Source organism: Acinetobacter sp. KH_038 (assembly GCF_057839405.1).
This window is the reverse complement of sequence record NZ_CM174489.1, coordinates 2,976,174-2,995,597: the sequence shown is the minus strand read 5'-3', so window position 1 is coordinate 2,995,597 and position 19,424 is coordinate 2,976,174. Positions and strand designations below refer to the sequence as shown.

At 44.4% G+C, this 19,424-nt stretch carries 17 protein-coding genes; 12 read left to right on the top strand and 5 right to left on the bottom strand.

Annotated features, from left to right (window positions below):
- Nucleotides 1-8: 8 nt before the first annotated feature.
- From AC3IT7_RS14245 to AC3IT7_RS14220, 6 genes are read left to right on the top strand one after another with little or no spacing between them, the layout of a single operon-like run.
- The gene (locus tag AC3IT7_RS14245; RefSeq protein WP_489248894.1) at nucleotides 9-1,259 is read left to right on the top strand and encodes an MFS transporter; all 1,251 of its coding nucleotides are present in this window, start codon (nucleotides 9-11) and stop codon (nucleotides 1,257-1,259) included.
- Nucleotides 1,256-2,101, top strand: coding sequence for an ABC transporter permease (locus AC3IT7_RS14240; protein ID WP_489248893.1), 846 nt, complete (start codon nucleotides 1,256-1,258; stop codon nucleotides 2,099-2,101). Before AC3IT7_RS14245 ends, AC3IT7_RS14240 begins: the two co-directional genes overlap by 4 nt.
- A 2-nt stretch (nucleotides 2,102-2,103) precedes the next feature.
- Nucleotides 2,104-2,928, top strand: coding sequence for an ABC transporter permease (locus AC3IT7_RS14235; protein ID WP_489248892.1), 825 nt, complete (start codon nucleotides 2,104-2,106; stop codon nucleotides 2,926-2,928).
- A gap of 9 nt (nucleotides 2,929-2,937) precedes the next feature.
- Nucleotides 2,938-3,969: an ABC transporter substrate-binding protein gene (locus AC3IT7_RS14230; RefSeq protein WP_489248891.1), complete on the top strand. Its 1,032-nt coding sequence runs from the start codon at nucleotides 2,938-2,940 to the stop codon at nucleotides 3,967-3,969.
- A 2-nt stretch (nucleotides 3,970-3,971) separates the two neighbouring features.
- Nucleotides 3,972-4,805 carry an ABC transporter ATP-binding protein gene (locus AC3IT7_RS14225; RefSeq protein WP_489248890.1) on the top strand — a complete coding sequence of 278 codons (834 nt, stop codon included), beginning with the start codon at nucleotides 3,972-3,974 and terminating at the stop codon, nucleotides 4,803-4,805.
- Nucleotides 4,806-4,837: 32 nt separating this feature from the next.
- On the top strand, nucleotides 4,838-5,674 hold the full coding sequence (locus tag AC3IT7_RS14220; RefSeq protein WP_489248889.1) for an ABC transporter permease: 837 nt from the start codon (nucleotides 4,838-4,840) through the stop codon (nucleotides 5,672-5,674).
- A gap of 314 nt (nucleotides 5,675-5,988) precedes the next feature.
- Here the strand turns inward: AC3IT7_RS14220 and AC3IT7_RS14215 are convergent, their stop codons facing one another.
- Complete coding sequence (locus AC3IT7_RS14215; RefSeq protein WP_489248888.1) at nucleotides 5,989-7,086, bottom strand: sigma-54 interaction domain-containing protein; 1,098 nt, start codon at nucleotides 7,084-7,086, stop codon at nucleotides 5,989-5,991.
- A gap of 224 nt (nucleotides 7,087-7,310) precedes the next feature.
- Here AC3IT7_RS14215 and AC3IT7_RS14210 point away from each other — a divergent pair, with 224 nt between their 5' ends.
- Together AC3IT7_RS14210 and AC3IT7_RS14205 are read left to right on the top strand one after the other, a co-directional pair.
- On the top strand, nucleotides 7,311-7,526 hold the full coding sequence (locus AC3IT7_RS14210) for a TOBE domain-containing protein (protein WP_489248887.1): 216 nt from the start codon (nucleotides 7,311-7,313) through the stop codon (nucleotides 7,524-7,526).
- Between the two features lie 30 nt (nucleotides 7,527-7,556).
- Complete coding sequence (locus AC3IT7_RS14205) at nucleotides 7,557-8,381, top strand: ABC transporter ATP-binding protein (protein ID WP_489248886.1); 825 nt, start codon at nucleotides 7,557-7,559, stop codon at nucleotides 8,379-8,381.
- Nucleotides 8,382-8,507: 126 nt separating this feature from the next.
- Here AC3IT7_RS14205 and AC3IT7_RS14200 read toward each other — a convergent pair whose 3' ends face one another.
- The 3 genes from AC3IT7_RS14200 to AC3IT7_RS14190 form a co-directional block, all read right to left on the bottom strand.
- Nucleotides 8,508-9,875 (bottom strand): LLM class flavin-dependent oxidoreductase, encoded by a 1,368-nt coding sequence (locus AC3IT7_RS14200; protein WP_489248885.1) that lies wholly within the window; start codon nucleotides 9,873-9,875, stop codon nucleotides 8,508-8,510.
- Between the two features lie 202 nt (nucleotides 9,876-10,077).
- Nucleotides 10,078-11,442 carry an MATE family efflux transporter gene (locus AC3IT7_RS14195; RefSeq protein ID WP_489248884.1) on the bottom strand — a complete coding sequence of 455 codons (1,365 nt, stop codon included), beginning with the start codon at nucleotides 11,440-11,442 and terminating at the stop codon, nucleotides 10,078-10,080.
- 128 nt (nucleotides 11,443-11,570) lie between these two features.
- Nucleotides 11,571-12,725, bottom strand: coding sequence for a methionine aminotransferase (locus tag AC3IT7_RS14190; RefSeq protein WP_489248883.1), 1,155 nt, complete (start codon nucleotides 12,723-12,725; stop codon nucleotides 11,571-11,573).
- 258 nt (nucleotides 12,726-12,983) lie between these two features.
- Between AC3IT7_RS14190 and AC3IT7_RS14185 the strand changes: the two genes are divergently transcribed.
- Genes AC3IT7_RS14185 through AC3IT7_RS14175 form a run of 3 tightly spaced genes read left to right on the top strand, consistent with a single transcriptional unit; the run spans nucleotide 12,984 to nucleotide 17,594 of the window.
- Nucleotides 12,984-15,830, top strand: a complete 2,847-nt coding sequence (locus AC3IT7_RS14185) for a type VI secretion system Vgr family protein (protein WP_489248882.1) — start codon at nucleotides 12,984-12,986, stop codon at nucleotides 15,828-15,830.
- A 2-nt stretch (nucleotides 15,831-15,832) separates the two neighbouring features.
- Nucleotides 15,833-17,137: a LysM peptidoglycan-binding domain-containing protein gene (locus AC3IT7_RS14180; protein ID WP_489248881.1), complete on the top strand. Its 1,305-nt coding sequence runs from the start codon at nucleotides 15,833-15,835 to the stop codon at nucleotides 17,135-17,137.
- Nucleotides 17,124-17,594 carry a hypothetical protein gene (locus tag AC3IT7_RS14175; RefSeq protein WP_489248880.1) on the top strand — a complete coding sequence of 157 codons (471 nt, stop codon included), beginning with the start codon at nucleotides 17,124-17,126 and terminating at the stop codon, nucleotides 17,592-17,594. Before AC3IT7_RS14180 ends, AC3IT7_RS14175 begins: the two co-directional genes overlap by 14 nt.
- Before the next feature lie 123 nt (nucleotides 17,595-17,717).
- Here the strand turns inward: AC3IT7_RS14175 and AC3IT7_RS14170 are convergent, their stop codons facing one another.
- Nucleotides 17,718-18,638, bottom strand: a complete 921-nt coding sequence (locus AC3IT7_RS14170) for a Dyp-type peroxidase (protein WP_489248879.1) — start codon at nucleotides 18,636-18,638, stop codon at nucleotides 17,718-17,720.
- A gap of 161 nt (nucleotides 18,639-18,799) precedes the next feature.
- Here AC3IT7_RS14170 and AC3IT7_RS14165 point away from each other — a divergent pair, with 161 nt between their 5' ends.
- The gene (locus tag AC3IT7_RS14165) at nucleotides 18,800-19,420 is read left to right on the top strand and encodes a LysE family transporter (RefSeq protein WP_489248878.1); all 621 of its coding nucleotides are present in this window, start codon (nucleotides 18,800-18,802) and stop codon (nucleotides 19,418-19,420) included.
- Nucleotides 19,421-19,424: the final 4 nt, after the last annotated feature.

Genomic DNA, 19,424 nt, shown 5'->3' with positions numbered 1-19,424 from the left:
TAGGATTGATGAAACCTGTTGAAAGCAGCGCTGTTCTTGAGCCGATGAGTTTTAAGTTTGCCAGCAGTTTTATTGTCTTGACGATTCTGGCTGGGCTCGGGGTCGGTGTCGCCCGTGTTTTAACCTCGCTCTATGCAGTTCAGCTGAATGCCACCGAGTTACAGCTCGGCCTGATCGCAGCGGCACAAAGTATTGGTCTGCTGATCATGGCATTGCCGGTTGGCGTGCTGGTACAGCGCTTTGGCTCACTCAGAATTTTTGCTCTGGGCAGTGTATTGGGGGCGGTGCTGTATAGCCTGCTCTCTGCTTATACCAATGCCTGGTATCTATTGATCATTACCGCTTTAGTGAGCTTTGTGCTGCCGATGCGCTTTGTTTCGATTCATACCGTTTTCTTGAGCAACCTCAAACGCTTAGGCCCGGCCAAAGCTGGCTGGTTTCGTGGCTCGCATATGATGGGTTTCTTCCTGCTCGCACCGACTTTGGCCTTGTTTCTAATTGAAGTATTGGGCTATCACGGCGCGTTTTGGGGGGTTGCTGCCTTATTCCTGCTGGCAGTGATCTTTGCACCTGTATGCTTTGAACCGATTGAAACCCGTGCAACAGCCCGGTCCAAGTTTCGTTTCGCCGAAATCATTGAACCCTTAAAACTCTTGAAACAGCATCCACAGTTACGCACCATTTGCAGCATGGAGTTTATGAGCAATATCGCCAACAACTACTTTGGTTTTTTCATTGTGGTCATTGCGATCCAGAGTTTCCAGCTAGAAGAAACACTGGCAGTAATGTTGCTGACGGTACAGGGCATGGTCTTTGTCGGCAGCCTGTTTAGCTTGGGCGCATGGGCTGAAGTCCTGGGTTATCACAAGTTTTATCTGATCGGACTGTCACTGATCAGCTTTGCTCTCATCAGTCTGAGTCTGGCACAACATGCGTTCTGGTTATGGCCGGCCAGTGTGGCTTTGGGGCTGGGACTCGGTATCTTACACATTGCCAATTTTATGTCCTTTGCCAAAGTTGGCGAACAAACTGCCATGAGCAAGATCTCGCCGCTACTGGCACTGGTCGGCCCCGCAGGCGGCCTACTCGGCGGTTTGGCCGGTGCAGCACTGGGCCATCATATTGGTTTGCAAGCCATCTTTGCGCCGATTGGACTGGTGTTTGTCGCTATGACCTATTTTGTTTTCCGTAATTTAAATTTCCAATCTTTTTTAAAAGCAGATCCAGCACTCACACAATTACAGAGGCAAGAACCATGAGCTTATCTCAGCAGCTAAAGGTCGAGCCAATTTCATGGCAAAGCGACCGCCGCATCCTGAAACAACTAAAACCTTATCTACAGCGTGGCGGGACTATGCTGTGTGGTCTGGCACTGCCTGTCGCTGTGCTGTGTTTGTGGTATGTCGCTACTTTAAAAGTATGGTTGCCGGAACAGATTCTGCCAGCACCGCAATTGGTCTGGAGCAGCACGCTTGAGCTTTGGCACAGTGCGGAATTGCAGTTTCATTTCTGGATCAGTGCCAAACGTATTTTATGGAGTGTGTTGCTGGGGGCGAGTTTAGGCTTGGGTTTAGGGGTTTGGTTTGTATGCTCTGAACGTGCCAAGCGCTGGGCCTATCCAAGTATTCAGTTATTGGCGCAATTTCCGATGATTGCCTGGATTCCATTGCTGATGATTTTTTTAGGGATCGATGAAGCCCTGAAAATCGTCGCGATTTCTTTGGCAGTAGTTTCTCCGGTGCTGATTGCGACTTTTAAAGGGATCAAGCAGGTGCCTGAACGCTTACTGGATGTGGCCAGGGTATATCAATTTTCCAGATTACAAACCTTGAGCCAGGTGATTTTGCCTGCCAGTTTACCGGCACTGATTAGTGGCTTGCGTCAGGGCATCATGCAGGCCTGGTTGGCACTGGTCTTTGTCGAGTTGCTGGCCAGCAGTGAAGGGATCGGCTTTCTAATGGTCTGGGGCCGCCAGTTGATGCAAATGGATCTGGTATTTATTGGCATCATTTTGATTGGTTTGACCGGCTATGCGCTCGACAGCCTGTTGGCACGACTGGAAGCCTGGGCACGTTTTTATACAACCCGGGTGAGGGCTTAATCATGTCAGATACCATTCTACACAAGCATAAACTGGCCTATCCAGAAGAAGCATCCACACGCAGCTGGCGCTTCAATCTTCAACCGGTTCAGGCACTGGCCTTACCTGCCGTTTTTATCCTGCTCTGGGCAGTTGCGTCTTATTTTAACTGGCTAGATGTGAAAATTATTCCATCGCCGTGGCAGGTTGTGCTCAATGCATCAACCATTTTAGCTCAAGCCCAATTCTGGCAAGGGCTTGCTGCAAGCCTCAGTCGTAATTTAACCGGTTATCTGATCGGTGCCAGTCTGGGTGTCGCTTGCGGTGTGGCTTTGGGAACTTCGCGATGGATGCAGTGGATTTTTGCGCCCAGTTTTCATGTCTTGCGGCAGGTATCGCTATTTGCCTGGCTGCCGCTGATTTCGACCTTTTTAGGTTATGGCAATGTCGCCAAGATCCTGTTTATCAGCCTGTCGGTGTTTTATCCGGTCGCACTGCATAGTCTGGAAGGGGTAAGCAGTATTGCAAATAAATACCGCGAAGTGGCACAGGTTTATCAATTTCCCAAAGCCTATACCTACCGCAAACTGATTTTACCTGCGGCCAGTCCACAAATCTTTGTCGGCTTGCAACTTGGATTGATGTTTGCCTGGTTGGCCACAATTGGTTCTGAATTTTTACTGGCCAATTATGGCGTAGGGCTAGGGAATCTGGTGATTCGTGGCCGTGAGCAGTTCAATGTCTCACTGATTTTAATCGGCATGTTGTTGATAGGAGCCATTGGTCTGCTGTTGAACCGGATTTTATCCATCTTTGAGCAGCGCGTACTGGCGTGGCAAAACCGATAGGAGCGAATAATGAATAAAACAAGCTTATGGTGGGCAAAACTTTCCCTGGTCATGCTCACCAGCCTGAGTCTGGTGGCCTGCAGCCTGCAGCGTAGCCAGGATGCGGAAACCAAAGTCACCGAATTACGCTATCAGAGTACCGCCGGCATGGTGACTTTACCGGAACTGGCTGCAGATCTGGGCTATCTGGGCGATATCAAGCTCAATTATGTGGGGACGGTACAAGGTGGACCGCAGGATTTACTGACACTGGTGGCAGGGGATGTCGACTTCGCTTCGGCCTTTAATGGCGCAGTCGTAAAAGTGGTGGCTGCAGGCTTAAATGTGGTGCCGGTCGTGGCTTCTTATGGCAGCGACCTGAAGCAGTCGGCCGGCTTTTATGTGCTGGAAAATAGCCCCATCCGTACTGCCAGAGACTTTATTGGTAAAAAAGTTGCCATGAATACCTTCGGTGCACATTTTGATTTTGTATTACGTGACTGGTTGGCGCGTGAAGGGCTGAGCGCAGCTGAAATTGCTCAGGTCGAATTTATCATGTTGCCGCCCATTAGCTCGGAACAGGCGCTGCGCAATCGACAAATTGATGTTGCAGTATTGTCGAGCATCACTGAACAGCGCGCGCTGAATAATGGCGGCGTGCGTAAGATCTTTGCCGATATCGACCTATATGGTGAATTTACTGCGGGCAGTTATTCCATGCGTCAGGAGTTTATTCAACAACATCCTGAGGTAGCGCAAACCTTTGTTGCTGCAATTGCACATGCCCATCGCTGGGTGCAGACCACGCCAGTCGAGCAGGTTCAGGCACGTTTTAAACGGATTATTTCCGAACGTAACCGCAATGAAAGTCTGGCCCTGTTGCCGTATTTCCAGAGTTATGGCGTACATGCGATTGGCGGTGTGCAAAAGGCTGAAGATTTTGAACCCTGGATCAAACTCATGCAAAAAGACCAGAAACTGAAAAACAAGCAATTACAAGCTCATGAAATTTTCAGTAACCGCTTTAACCCTTATGCCGCAGAGCAGACTCAAGGATTATAACAATGACAATTGCATTAAAAATGGATCATATCCGTAAAGAATTTCCCGCAAAAAGTAGTAGCAGCAAACAGCTTTCAGCCCCTTTTGTGGCTGTCGAAAATGTCACTCTGGACATTCAGCAAGGTGAGTTTGTCTCAATCGTCGGCCCTAGCGGCTGCGGCAAGTCGACCTTGTTGGATTTGATTGCCGGGCTAACACGTCCAAGTTCCGGACAGATATTATTGAATGGCAAAGAAATTACCAGACCCGGTCTCGATCGCGGCATCGTCTTCCAGCAATATGCGCTTTATCCATGGCTGAATGCCTTGCAAAATATTGAATTTGGACTGGAAGCCAAAGGTGTGGACAAGAAAACCCGACGCCAGAAAGCGCAATATTATTTGGAGCTGGTGGGACTGGCAGGTTTTGAACAGCATTTTCCAAATGAACTGTCCGGTGGCATGAAGCAACGGGTCGCGATTGCCCGCAGTCTGGCCTATGAACCTGAAATCTTACTGATGGATGAGCCTTTTGCGGCACTGGATGCGCAAACGCGCGAAACCCTGCAAGAAGAGCTGCTCAATATCTGGCGTACCTCCAAGGCCACCATCATTTTTATTACCCACAGTATTGATGAGGCCATTTATTTAAGCCAGCGCGTGGCTATCATGACTTCACGTCCAGGGCGGATCAAAGATGTGATCCAGATTCCAGACAGCTTGCAGGCCAAAACCCAGGATATACGCTCGACAGCTGAATATGGCCGCTTACGCCATCATATCTGGTCGCAGCTGAGTGAGGAAGTGATCAAGGCGCAAGCACTGGAAAAGTCCAAGCAACTCAAGCACAGCGCTTAAACCACCTATAACGAGAATGAAGGAAGAAGACCGTGACCACTGCAAAGCATCCAACGCTCAGTTATCCTGAGGCAAGACTGCATTCCAAGAAAACCCAGCTGCAACTGACCTGGCTTAGTTCCGGCTTTAAACGCTCAATTGCCCTGATATTATTTTTTCTGCTCTGGGAAATTTTACCCCGTATCGGCGTCGTCAATGCCGCGTTTTTACCTGCACTTAGTACGGTGCTGCAAACCGCCTGGGAGCTGTATCAATCTGGCCAGCTCGGTCATCATTTAAGTGTCAGTTTACAACGTTCGGTAATTGGTTTTAGTCTGGCGATTCTGATCGCAATTCCACTCGGTTTATTGATTGGATGGTACAAACTGATTGCAGAAACCTTAAATCCCTTGCTGGAATTGTTTCGTAATACCACTGCCTTGGCACTGATGCCGGTGTTCATTTTATTTCTCGGAATTGGTGAACTTTCCAAAATCAGTTTGCTGGTTTATGCCTGCACCTGGCCGATTTTATTAAATACCATTTCAGGGGTCCAGAATGTAGATCCGCTATTGATCAAATCAGCACGTACCATGGGCTTAGCACCCTATCAGCTATTTCGGAAAGTCATTCTCCCGGCATCCGTTCCGACAATTTTTGTGGGCATCCGTCTGGCCGGGGCCATCTCTGTGCTGGCATTGGTGGCAGTAGAAATGTTTGGCTCTAAAGCCGGCCTGGGTTATTTAATTATTTATTCTCAATATAGCTTCGAAATTCCGGAAATGTTTGTGGGTATTTTAATGATGACCTTGGTAGGCTTAATCTTTAACTATGGATTATTGGCAGTAGAAAGACATTTTACAAAATGGAAGAAAAACCCGATCGAATAAATACAGAATTCAAAGTTAAATTAAAAAAACACCAGCGATATACTGGTGTTTTTTCTTGTGTTGATTCTATTTTTGAATAGAACTGATTTATAAATAAGAAATCATTATTTTATTTATATTTAAATAAAGATTAACCGTATCCTTTAAGATAATAAGCACAGTTTCACCCGAGGATAATCGGATTTTTGCGTAAAAAAAGCTCTGCCAGACGAGCATGCTTTGCAAGTTTCCTACCAGTAGAGAGGAGGCTTTCGGTTGGGCAGCAAGTCGTTGATGAACAAATATTAATCCAGGAAATAAAATAACAGGCCTGATCAAAGCAATCCGTATTTTAGCAAACGGGTGCGAACCACATTACGTGTCACGCCTAAAAGCTTTGCGGTATGCACCTGGTTATACTGACAATATTCGAAAGCACTGCGAATAAAACGTTCTTCAATCAGTTCATTGATATTGAATTCAGGAAGCTGCATGGATGCTTCAAAGAGTTGTTGGAAGGTGGTTTTTAGCAGCTGTTCTGCATCTTGCAGATTATGAATCGAGGTGTGAGTTTCCGGCTGATCATTGCGCTGGTTATTGAATAAACCTGCTGTTTTATGTTGTGCCGAGATCAGATTGGAAAAACTAATATTTTCCGGCTCAATCACGCCATTCTGGCTGACCAGCACCGCATGATGTATGGTATTTTCCAGCTCACGAATATTGCCCGGCCAGCGGTGCTGAAGCAATTTTTTGGCCGCCAGAGCAGAGATGCGTAGCGGAGTATCATGTGGATTGGTCTGATAACGCTCTACAAAAAACCTGGCTAAAGGCAGGATGTCATCACGACGGTCGGCCAGGCGCGGAATCTTGAGCAGCGCGACATACAGACGATAGAACAGGTCTTCACGGAATTTTCCTTCAATCACTGCTTTTTCCAGATCGACATGTGTGGCTGCAATGATCCGCACATTGATCCGGATGGGTTTTAAGGAGCCTACCCGGATAATCTCCCGTTCTTGCAAAATGCGGAGCAGTTTGACCTGCATCGGCAGCGACAAATCACCAATTTCATCCAGAAATAAAGTTCCATTATGCGCCGCTTCAAACCAGCCTATGCGCTGCTGGATCGCACCGGTAAAAGCCCCTTTTTCATGCCCGAACAGCTCACTTTCTGCCAGGGATTCGGTCAGGGCGCCACAGTTCACCGCAATAAACGGTCCTTTGGCACGATGGCTCAGGTCATGAATCTGACGTGCTACCAGTTCCTTACCTGTGCCTGTTTCACCAAGGATTAAAGCATTGGCATCACTCGGGGCAATCTGTTGAATACGTGCCAGCAGTGCCTGTGACAAGGGGTCTTCAAATACCGTTGCCGTAGCACGTTCATGTCGTCGTGTCTGACTGATAATCGGGTGGGTAAATATAGACATCTTATTATTTCAATGATTCAATCCCGGACATCATCTAATATTTAACGGATAAGGATAAATAAGAAATCGATATTTAAATATCTGTCTCCGGTATAAAGTAATAAAAGAAAAAATTATCTTAAAATCAGATAAAACTACCTTCGATAACCTAATATTAAATCGAGATAATGCTTTTAGATAAAATAATTTATATTAATCCCACACTATAAAATAGAGTAAATAAAATGACAATTACAGCAGTGAATGTTCGTAATCAATTTAAAGGTGTGGTTCAGGAAGTTGTTTTAGGAACCGTGGTTTCAGAAATTAATGTCGAAACCAAAGCCGGTCTCTTTACCTCGATTATCAGTACCCGCTCGGTACAGGATCTGGATCTGAAAATTGGCTCTGAGGTGGTGGTGCTGATCAAGTCTACAGAAGTGTCTTTGGCCAAACTCTAGGTTGAGACCAGAGCATCTAAGGAGGAGAGCATGACACATCAAGATCGCGGTTCTGTTTCGATTCAGCATTTAAGCAAGCATTACCCGAGCCAGCAAGGTGACAATCTTACTGTTCTGGAAGATATTAATCTGGACATTCAGCCAGGTGAATTTATTAGTATCGTCGGCAGCAGTGGGTGTGGTAAATCCACGCTGTTACGCCTGTTAGTGGGCTTGGAGCAGCAATATCAGGGTCAGATTCTGGTAGATGGAGAGAAAACCTTTGGTACCAGTTTAAACCGTGGCATTATTTTTCAGGATCACCGCCTGTTTCCCTGGCTGAGTGTACGAGAAAATATCCGTATTGCGCTACACAGGAGCAATCTGGCTCGTGCAGAAGAAGATCAACTGATTGATGCGCATTTAGCCCTGGTCAATCTGACGGACTTTAAAAATGCCTATCCCTCACAGCTATCGGGCGGTATGAATCAGCGAGTAGCGATTGCCCGCAGTCTGGTTAACCGGCCGCAAATTTTACTGCTGGATGAACCTTTTGGCGCGCTGGATGCCTTGACTCGTCAAAACTTACAGGATGAATTACAGCGGATCTGGCAGACTGAAAAAATTACCATGATCATTGTGACTCATGATGTCGAGGAAGCCGTATTTCTTGGCGATCGGGTGGTGGTCATGCAGCCGCATCCGGGAAGAATCAAACGCATTGTCGATGTACCGGTATCCCATCCACGTAAACGGGAAGATGTCCGCTTGCACAATATTAAAAATAATATCCTGCAAGATTTTAGTGATCCGGTCAAGGAAGCGTTATTACAGGTGCCTGCAAAGACATTCTCGGATTATCAGTTTGCCTGGTAAGCTATTGCAATTCTTGTCTGTATCGAAAAGCCTGCTTATGCAGGCTTTTTTAGCTTTAGGAATTGATCATCTCGGTTAAATTTCAGCTATAAAAAATGCCCCGCAGGGCATTAAAACAGTGAGCTTTCAAGAAGCCTGACTGCGCTGTTGTGCAGCTTGTAAGACATATTGATTTTCAGGACGCTGTAAACCCAGGTTTTCACGTAAAGTCGTACCTTCATATTCGGTACGGAACAGACCACGGCGTTGCAACTCCGGCACAATCAGCTCGACAAAGTCATTTAAGCCAGCAGGAGTACTCGGTGGCAAGACATTGAAACCATCGGCAGCTTCATTTTCAAACCAGGTTTGCAGCTGATCAACCACTTGTTCAGGTGTACCAATCAGGGTCCAGTGACCACGTGCCGAAGCAATATATTGATACAGCTCGCGAATACTAAAATGATGTTTGCGGGCAATATCAATCATCATTTGCTGGCGGCTGGAGAAATTCAGATCAGCATCTTCAAGTTGAGGGAAGGGTGCATCCAGGTCATATTTATTCAGGTTAATTCCACCAGAAAGCCCGGACAGCAGGCTTAAGCCCACTTGAGGATGAATCAGGCTATTCAGCAGATCGTATTTTTCTTGTGCTTCCTGTTCGGTTTTCGCCACAAAAATTGATACCCCTGGCATGATTTTTAAATCGTCCGGATGGCGGCCATATTTGAGCAGACGACTTTTGACATCACGATAGAATTCTTGTGCATCTGCCAGATTCTGCTGTGCAGTAAAGATCACCTCGGCGTATTTACCTGCCAGCTCGCGTCCATCTTCAGACTGTCCCGCCTGCACAATCACTGGATAACCTTGTGGTGGGCGGGAAACATTCAGTGCACCGCCAACGCTGAAATATTTACCCTGATGCTGCGGCTCATGCAATTTATCGGCATCAAAGAACTGACCGCTTTCCTTGTTATAGATAAAGGCATCATCTTCCCAGGAATCCCATAATTTTTGTGTGACTTCGATAAACTCATCTGCACGTTGATAACGGGTTTTCGGATCTGGATGCTGTTCCAGACCAAAGTTTCGCGCCGTATCTGGAGAAGCTGTGGTGACCACGTTCCAGGCTGCACGTCCTTGGCTAATATGATCCAGAGAGGCAAATTTACGCGCTAAAAGATAAGGATCTTCATAGGTGGTCGAGGCAGTGGCAATAAAGCCAATATGTCGGGTTACCGCAGATAAGGCTGCAAATAAGGTGACTGGTTCAAAGCCGACGCCTTTGTCGCCTAAACCGAGCGCACCTTCAGCTGCAGAACCCCAGCGTACCGACAGGCCATCAGCCAGAAAGTAGGCATCGAATAAACCTTTTTCTGCAGTCTTTGCCAGCTCAATGGCATATTCCAGACTTAAATGCTGTTCCGGGCGAGATTTAGGATGGCGCCATCCTGCCGCATGCTGCGATGTAGTAGGAATAAATGCACCAAGTTTAATTTGACGTTTTGCCATGTTTATCTCCTTATCATTCGATTTTTGAAATCATCATTGATAGGGATATAACAAGTTCCATGCCAGATAAAAAATACAATAAAAACAGTATATTGATCTATGATTAAATAAATACTGTGGATATTTCAGCAGTATTTGAACTCAACTGCTGCAAAGCCTACAGCAGCAAAAATGCAGAACTTAGCAGATTTAAGCGCAGATTTTAAACCAGGGCTGTAATGGTTTTTTTCTTCCACACAAACTGGTAATACAGGCCCTGCATAATGCAAAGACAGACAAAGGCCAGGGCATAGCCATACCAGATGCCTTGCAAGCCCCACCATTGACTAAACAGATAGGCACATGGCACTTCAATGAAAATAATAGCCACGACATTGATCAGCATGGGTACTGTCACCGTACCGCTAGCCCGCATGATTGAGGCAAAAATGGCACTGGCACCAAAGAATAGAATCGACCAGAGCACAATAAACAGTAACTGTTGACCAAGTACCACGACTTGAGGATCAGTAATAAACAGTGCCATCAGATATTTGGAGAACAGATAAGCCAAAATCACCAGACTGCCGGTAAACAGAATGTTCATACCGAGTGCAGTTCGTGTGACTTTATTCAGCAGATCTGATTTTCCCGCACCAATCGCTTGTGCGCCAAACACTGAGGCTGCAATTGCAATCGACAAGGCTGGAAACTGGATATAGTTTAATACCTGATTGACCGCCCCATAGGCTGCCATAGCTTCTGCACCATAGCGGTTGACCAGGCCGACAATCACCAGGCCAGCGACAGAAGTGGTGACCATTTGTATTCCGGTTGGAACACCCAGACGTAAAATAATTTTGCTTAATTTAGGCTGATGACGGATATGTTTTAACAAGGCCCAATCGAGTCGGAGTGGATGCTGTTTATAGTTCAGATACAGGGTTAAAAACAGCAGGACTGCCAGATTCCCCAGAATGGTGGCAATTGCAGGCGAGATAATCCCCATCTTGGGAAAACCAAAATAGCCGGCAATCAATATCGGGGTGACCACCAGACCCACGCCAATGGTGAGTGCAGAAGCAAAGAGTGGTGTGGTACTGTCCCCGACACCGCGCAAGATCGAGGTATAAATAATATAGATAAAAATTAAGGGGCTACCTGCCAGCATCCATTGTACATAGGGCAAGGACAAGTGCATCACATCCGGATCTGTACCAAGAGCCAACAGGATATTTTCAGCAAAAATGACCCCAAACAGTGCAATCAGGCTTCCGCCAATTAAGGTCATAAAAAGCGTAGAACCGACTATGCAGCGCACTTTTTCTATATTTTTTGCACCCCAGGCCTGTCCAATCAGGACGGTAGAGCCGGCAGATAAACCAATCACAAAAGCCATGAGACAAAACAGGATCGGAAAAAATACCGCAACCGCAGCAATAGCATTAACCCCGAGCATTTGCCCGACAAAAACCGTATTGATGGTGCCAGAAAGACTTTGCAGGATATTGGTTGCAATTAATGGCAACAGAAATACCAGAAAGGCCTTCCATAAATTCTGTTGTTGGATCAGTGATTGCTGTGCCATGCCACATCCTGTTGATGATTTTTCATTTATTCAATTATCTGGCTATTATCCAAGAGGACATAGAAAAAAGCCTTAGCTTTTAAGTAAATAAAGCATTTATTTTATAAGGCTTTTAGTTAAAAAATAATTTAAACCTTGGACAGGATTTCACCGGCCTGAATCAAGGTATGTTGTTTTTTGGCAAAACAGAACCTGAGCAGACGTAAATCAGCAGGTGCTTGCTGGTAAAACACAGAAACCGGAATCGCCACGATTCCATGCTGCTCTGCCAGGAAATGACACATGTCTACATCATTTAAATCTGGCCGAATATCAGAATAATCCAGATTCTGGAAATAAGTCCCTTGAGAGGGTGTCCATTTAAAGCGTGAGGTTGCTATTGACGAGTTAAACAGATCGCGTTTGTGTTGATAAAAACGGGAAAGTTCCCGGATGTGTTCAGGATGCAGTTGCATATATTCCGCCAAAGCGACCTGAACGGGGGTCACACCACAGAAACTGGCAAACTGATAAATCTGTCGGAATATTCGCATCAAGGGCGGCGCTGCAATACAAAAGCCGGTTTTCCAGCCAGTGACATGAAAGGTTTTACCAAAAGAACCAATCACGAAACTACGCTCACGCAGTTCAGGAAATGACCAGGCTGAATGATGCTGCATACCGTCAAAAACCAGATGTTCATAGACTTCATCAGATAACACGACAATATTCCGCTCACGGATCAGCTCAATCAGTTGCTGCCAGTCGGCTCTGGACCAGATACTCCCGCTGGGATTGTGAGGAGTATTGACTACAATCATGCGGGTACGCTCATTGATGGCATCTTTGACCTGATTCCAGTCCACAGAAAAATCTGGATGCTGGAGTGCAATGTGTACCGGGGTTACGCCTACCAGCTGTACCGCAGGGGCATAACTGTCATAGCTCGGATCGAAGATAATGACTTCCTCACCGGGACGTACCGTGGCCTGAATCGCACAAAAAATCGCAATGGTGGCACCGGGCGTAATCGTAATTTCTTCTAGCGGATCAATGCTCAACCGATCGCGCTGTTGATACAGCTCCGCCACCAGATCTCGCAATACCGGCAAGCCATCTCCAGGTGCATACTGGTTAAAACCATCCTGACTGGCCCGAGTCAGAGCCTCAACCAGGGCGGGTGGTGCAGGAAAGTCTGGGAATCCCTGTGAAAGGTTCAGTGCGCCGAGTTTTTGTGCCAAGGCCGACATGGTACTAAAAATCGTAACGCCTAAATCAGGCAGTTTAGAAGGGAATTCCAGCATGTCCTTGGCCTTGAAAAATAAGATTTAAGTCAGTGTAGCAGCAAGTTTCGTTCTACAGCATCAGAAAATTCTGAAATATTTGACCTCATTATTGGGTCTCATCTACATAGTCCGGTAGAAAATGCACAGATGCAGCATTGATGAAGGATTAAAAAATTAAATGCCTAATTATGTGAAATGCATGCTGAGCTGGACGAAATGAGCAACTTTTTCTAGAATTTGCCCCACAATAATAATACTTAAAATTATAACCATAACATGCCAAAACATATTCATTTGCTGCTGGAGCAACTTGGTCTTAATCGGCAACATCGTGCGCTACATCTTCAGTTTTCGCATCAGTCTTTAAATCATCAAGTGTTTATTCAGCGGATTGATGGTCAGCATCAGATTAATCAGGGATTACAAGCAGAACTGATCTGTCTGTCTACGCAGGCCAATATTGCTTTAAAGCAATTTATTGGCTGTCAGGTGGCTGTAGATCAGGTGACAGATCGTGGTGAGCTTTTTCGAACCACGGGTATCATTACTGCAGCAAGTCAGGGCCACAGTGACGGCGGCTTGAGCCTGTATAAACTGACTCTGCAGGACGCCACGGCACTTTGGCATAAACGCCGCAATAGTCGTGTCTTTATGAATAAAAGCGTAGTCGAAATCAGTGAAATTCTGTTTAATGAATGGCAAAACAGAAGTGCATTATTCGCAGCCAGCCTCAGTCTGGACTTGACCGGGTTAAATCGGGACTACGATGTACGCCCTTTTGTAATGCAGTCCAATGAATCGGATTATGATTTTCTGACACGCTTATGGCGCAGCGAAGGAATGAACTGGCTAATTGATGAAAAGCAGTTGATTGTGCCGGTCTCCACTACTGAGATTCAGCCACAGATCCTGCGTTTAATTGATCATGCTCAAGCTTTTACGGCATTAAAACGCCGTTCTATCCGTTTCCATCGCAGTCATGCCACCGAACAGCTGGATACGCTGAGCAGGCTGATTGCTATACGTCAGCTTCGTTCCAGTAGCGTCCATACCCAGCGCTGGCAGGCCCAGCAACTGGCTCAGGATCAAAGCCAGCCTCTATTGAGTACCCATCAGCAAAGTAGCGTGCAGGATACGGCCAGTTTAAGCCTTGAAGATGCCTGGAGCATCAGTCCGGCCTGGACAGGCGATTTAAATCATGAGGATCAGGTAACGGCATCTGGTACGGCACAACTGGAGCGACTGAATCAGCAGTTCAATCATTATCATGCTCTGCAATCCAAATATTTTAAAGCCAGTAGCAGCGTACGTGATGCTCAGGTCGGATACTGGTTTGAATTAAAACAGCATGCTGAAATTGATCAGCATCCTGCCCATGAACGTGAATTTCTGATTTTGGCTAAACGCTTTTATAACCAGAATAATTTACCCAAAGACATTTTAGAACAGTTAGATGGCTTAGTGGATCAAAGTGGATGGCTGGGATTATCCGAAGAGGAACGACAGGCCAATGAGCTGGAGATCGTGCGTCGTGATATCCCGATTGTCCCTGAATATCAGCCTTTTATGCATCGCCCCGCTGCCTATCCACAACGGGCCAGAGTCGTGGGGCCTGAAGGTGAGACGATTCACGTCGATGCATGGGGAAGAGTCAAAGTCCGCTTCTTGTTTACACGCAGTGATGACCAGCAACATGATGCCGGTGCAGGCAGTAATGACAATAACAGCGATTCCGCCTGGGTCGATGTATTGACCCCTTGGGCCGGTGAGGGTTATGGGGTCAGGCTGCATCCACGAGTTGGTGAAATGGTAGTAATTGACTTTTTTGAGGGTGATATTGACCGGCCCTTTGTCATGGGGAGGATTCATGAAGCAGAACGATATCCGGCGATGTTTGATGCCAAGGGACAATTGCCGGACACGAAAAAGCTTAGTGGAATCCGTTCACAAGAGGTCGATGGTGAGGGCTTTAACCAGCTACGTTTTGATGACACGACAAATCAGATTAGTGTGCAGTTGCAAAGTAGTCATGCAGCCAGTCAGCTGAATCTGGGGCATTTGAGTCATCCCAAAGAAAATGAAACTAGCGAAGCTCGAGGTGAAGGGTTTGAGCTGAGGACAGATCAGTGGGGCGCAATACGCGCAGGCCAAGGCTTATTGCTTTCGACCTATCAGCAAGACTCAGCTAAAGGTCATCACCTGGAGGCCTACCCAGCTGAAAACCAGATGCAATCCAGTCTGAATAACAGCAAAGTCCTGAGTGACTTGGCAGAAGCACAGCAGACTGATCCGCTCGAACTTTTTAATAGCTTAAAGCAGTTTTTGAATCAGCTTGAAACTGAAGATGCGAGCAAAGCCACGGCATTTAAACAGGCTGTCATGTTATTAACCGCACCACATTCGATTGCGCTGAGTACAAATGAAAATATCCATTTATCTGCAGACCAGCAGATCAATCAGAGTGCGGGAGAGAACATTCACCTGTCGACTCAACAGTCCTTGATTGCACATGCCCAGAACAAGATCAGCCTATTTGCTGCCCAGGACGGCGCACGTTTATATGCAGGCCAAGGTAAGGTTGAAATACAGGCGCAAGATGAGGCTATCGAAATGATTGCGCGCAAGGTAATGAAGCTGATTTCAACTGAAGACAAGATCGAAATCACCAGTCCGAAGGAGATTGTACTGACCGCTGGAGGGTCTCAAATTAAGATCAATGGTGGTGGAGTGGTGGTCACAACTGGTGGGAAATTTGAATGTAAGGCAGGGCAGCATAGTTTTGTTAATGGAGCAAAAGTTAAAACTGAAATACCGGTTTTACCTATGGCTAAAGATATTAAAAAATTTACAAATAAATGGGATTTTTATGATCTGTTCTATGAGACTAACTTTGCAGATGTTAAATATAAATTGATCAATAATAAAAACAATACCTACATATTTGGAACACTTGATCAACATGGTCGAACTCAACGTATCAATGCTTACAAGAACGAAAATTACGACATTCTGATTGGTACTGAAGATGAATGGACTGTATTTGCTGATGATGAAAATTTAGAAGAAATTGAACATATTTGTAGTGCTTGTGAACAAGACCGCAATAATGAAAAAGAGGATTAATTATGGATTGTCTTGCAAATATTAAATTTTTAGATGCTCTTGACCAACCAATTAATGGTTTGATTCATCAACTATGGGTAGATTCAATATTAATTTCTGATTATGTTACATCTGCAAGTGGGGAGTCAGTATGGATTAAACGGCCAGTTGGTACAATTATTGATGTAAAAATTAAAAGCATGATATCAAGTGAATATAAATCGAAAGTTAAGATAAGACTTATGGGGGAAAAGACCATTTTTATTGTTCGTAGCCCGAAAGTATTGTTGAAAGGAGTGAACCTTTCAACTAAGGATGTAGCAACAGGGACATATGTAAGATCAACATATATCGTTGCTGAAGGTGATTATCTTTCTCGGATAGCAGCTGATAATAATACCACTATAGCGGAATTGATAAGAATAAATAGTCTAAAAAATGATACCGATATCCATCCTGGACAAGTTCTAAAAATTCCTATCAAGAAAATTGAAATATCAACTCCTTTACAGGAAAATAAATCTAAAATAGAACTACCAACATCAGTTGAGCAAGAAAAATTAAAAGTTATTGTTATTCAGGAAAAAGATAATTTACCTTTAATTGCTAAACTGACAGATAATACCGTTGATGAGATTAAAAAACTTAATGGACTTAGTAATGAGAAGCTTATTAAAAATCAAAAATTAAAAGTTTATGATCGTAAAGTAGTATTTACTATTGCGAAAACAAAAAATGAAGATAAAAAGCCTTTTACTCCACCAATAGTAAAACAGGACGCATCTAAGAATAAAGAAAATGCACCAACAGCTAAGGTAGAATCTTCTGTTCGTACTAGCTCTAAAGTTTCACAGAGAAATGAAAAATCAATAGCAAAATTGCATCCCCAAGTTCGAGATAAAATTAGAAAATTCATTAATGATGCATATGCTAAACATCAGGTACAGCTTGTAATTGTTCAGGATTATCGTACATATGCACAGCAAGATGCTTTATATGCAAAAGGGAGAACAGCCTCTGGCAGTGTGGTAACGAATGCAAGGGGAGGGCAAAGCAATCATAATTTTGCCCTAGCAGTTGATGTGTTTCCTTTGTGGGAAGACGGTAAATTGCATATGGATGTAAAATCAGACCAGAAAAATATCAAGATCCTTAAAAAGATCGCTCCTATTGGAAAGGCAATTGGATTGGAATGGGGTGGAGATTGGAAGTCAATTATCGATAATCCCCATTTTCAGCTTAAAACTGGGAAAACAATGGCTCAGCTTAGAAAATTAACTGAGAGTGCGGGTGGTGACCCTCTAAAGGTAAGATATGATATTCAATAAATTTTATATAATCCTCTTAATATTTTTAACTGCTTGCAATAGTTCAGCGAATCAGAGCATTAGGAAAAATATTGAAGAAAAAGTATTTGAACTAGATCTCACGAATGAAGGAATAAGCGCAGAAGGTGGTGGAATTGAGTTGTATAAAGATAGAAATTTTTGCTCACTTCTACTCAATATTTATGGGGAAAATAGTCAAGAAAAATATAACTTTAAATTTAAAAAAAATAATTTAATAGAAACATCTTACTTGAAATATAGATATAAAAATGGATTGTTGGTTACTGACGATGAGTTAAAAGATCTCATTGCAGATGATAGTACTAATTTCGATAATGATATGGAGTTAGTTAGCAATAAATCATTTATTGGGAGTATAAATAAAAATATCGCTAAAAAATTTGATATGTATAAGAAAAGAATACCAAAATCAGTGTTAACGAAGAACTGTAATTAATCTGAATCACAGATAAAAAATTGGGTTAAAAGATAGCTGAAAAAAATTTAAAAAAAACTAATAAATAAAAGGTTTTAAAAAATCTAAAGCCTTTTATTTATAATTTAAATTGAATATTAAAAGTTATCCTTCCAAAACATCTTCCAACAACTCTTCACTTGGCGCAAAGTAATAGGCACCATCCAGTGGAGTAACGAAGTGCAGCAAACGGTCATGGATTCCATCACCAGACGTACCGAACATACGTTCTAACATGGCATCGATAATAGTAAGGTTTTTGGTATAGGCAATAAAGAATAGGCCTTGGTCACCACGCCCATCACCATAAGGCAACGAATGACGCAGGATTTCCATTTCCTCACCTTCTTCATCTTCCACTACAGTACGTGCAACGTGAGCATTTTCCGGTTTAACTTCATCATCCAGTTCAATCGATTCCAGTTTGGTGCGGCCCATCACCTGCTCTTGGGTATCGACTTTCAGCTTTTTCCATTTTTCCAGATCATGCGCATAACGCTGGGCAAAAATAAATGAACCATCCTGGAAAATGCCAGCATCTTCACCAAGTAATGCCACCTCAGCACGGTCATCTGAAAATTGCGGATTTTCAGTGCCATCAATAAAGCCGGTAATATCACGACCATCGAAATAACGGAAGCAAACCCGCTCATCCAGAACTTCTACCTGATCCTGAATGCCTTCAAAAAAAGCCTGACTCAGGGCAAAACAGATATCTGCCCGTGCGCTGGCGATATGAATCAGAATATCTGCGGGGACTACTGGCATGGCAAATGAACCCTGAATCGGCTCAAGCTGTTTAAAGCCGGCAGGGCTTTGTGAATAAAGTCGTGACCAAAGCTCAGGACCAAAAGCGACTGCAGTTTTAATTTGTGCTTGAGGATGCTGGGTAATCAGGCGGTCACGAGAGGTAAAAAGATGTTCTAATTTTTCTTTGAGTGCTTCAATACTTAAATCTTTGAGACGCAATACAATAAAGCGAGCATGATCTGAAGGGAGAGGCAAGATTACCGATTGGGCTGTCATTCATGGCTCCTGTAATGATAGATCCTGATTTTTAATACATATATTGTGCCTGAAGCCATGCAGGGTGAATAGTGCAGCGTCTTATATTTAAGCAAATTTTTAGTCTGAATCTAGTGGATAAGTCATATAATATTGTGCGAGTTTTACTGAGTTGAATGTCCATGTCCTATCAAATGTGGTTTGCCTATATGCTGGCCTGCTGGGTAATTAGTGTTTCCCCGGGTGCCGGTGCAATTGCCTCAATGTCGAGTGGACTGAACTATGGTTTCAGGCATGGCTACTGGAATGCATTAGGTCTGCAACTGGCTTTGCTGGTACAGATCGCGGTGGTGGCGGCCGGAGTGGGCGTACTGTTTGCGACCACGCCATGGGCATTCCTGGTGGTGAAATGGTTTGGGGTTGGCTATTTATTGTATTTAGCTGTTTTGCAGTGGAAAGCACCTGTACAATCTATCGAAATTAAACATGAATTGGCACGTAAATCTGCTGGGAAATTGGTCTTACATGGTTTCTTGGTAAATATGAGTAATCCCAAAGCCATTGTATTTTTACTGGCGGTCTTGCCACAATTTCTGGACTTGTCCAAACCGCAATGGATTCAATACGTCATTATGGCAGCAACGATGGTCACGATAGATTTGATTGTCATGGCCGGCTATACCGGACTGGCGGCTAAAGTTTTAAGATTGCTAAGATCGACAAAACAACAAAAAGTCATGAACCGTACTTTTGCCGCATTGTTTGCAGGCGCTGCATTTTTACTGAGTCTGGTGCATCAGTAGATAT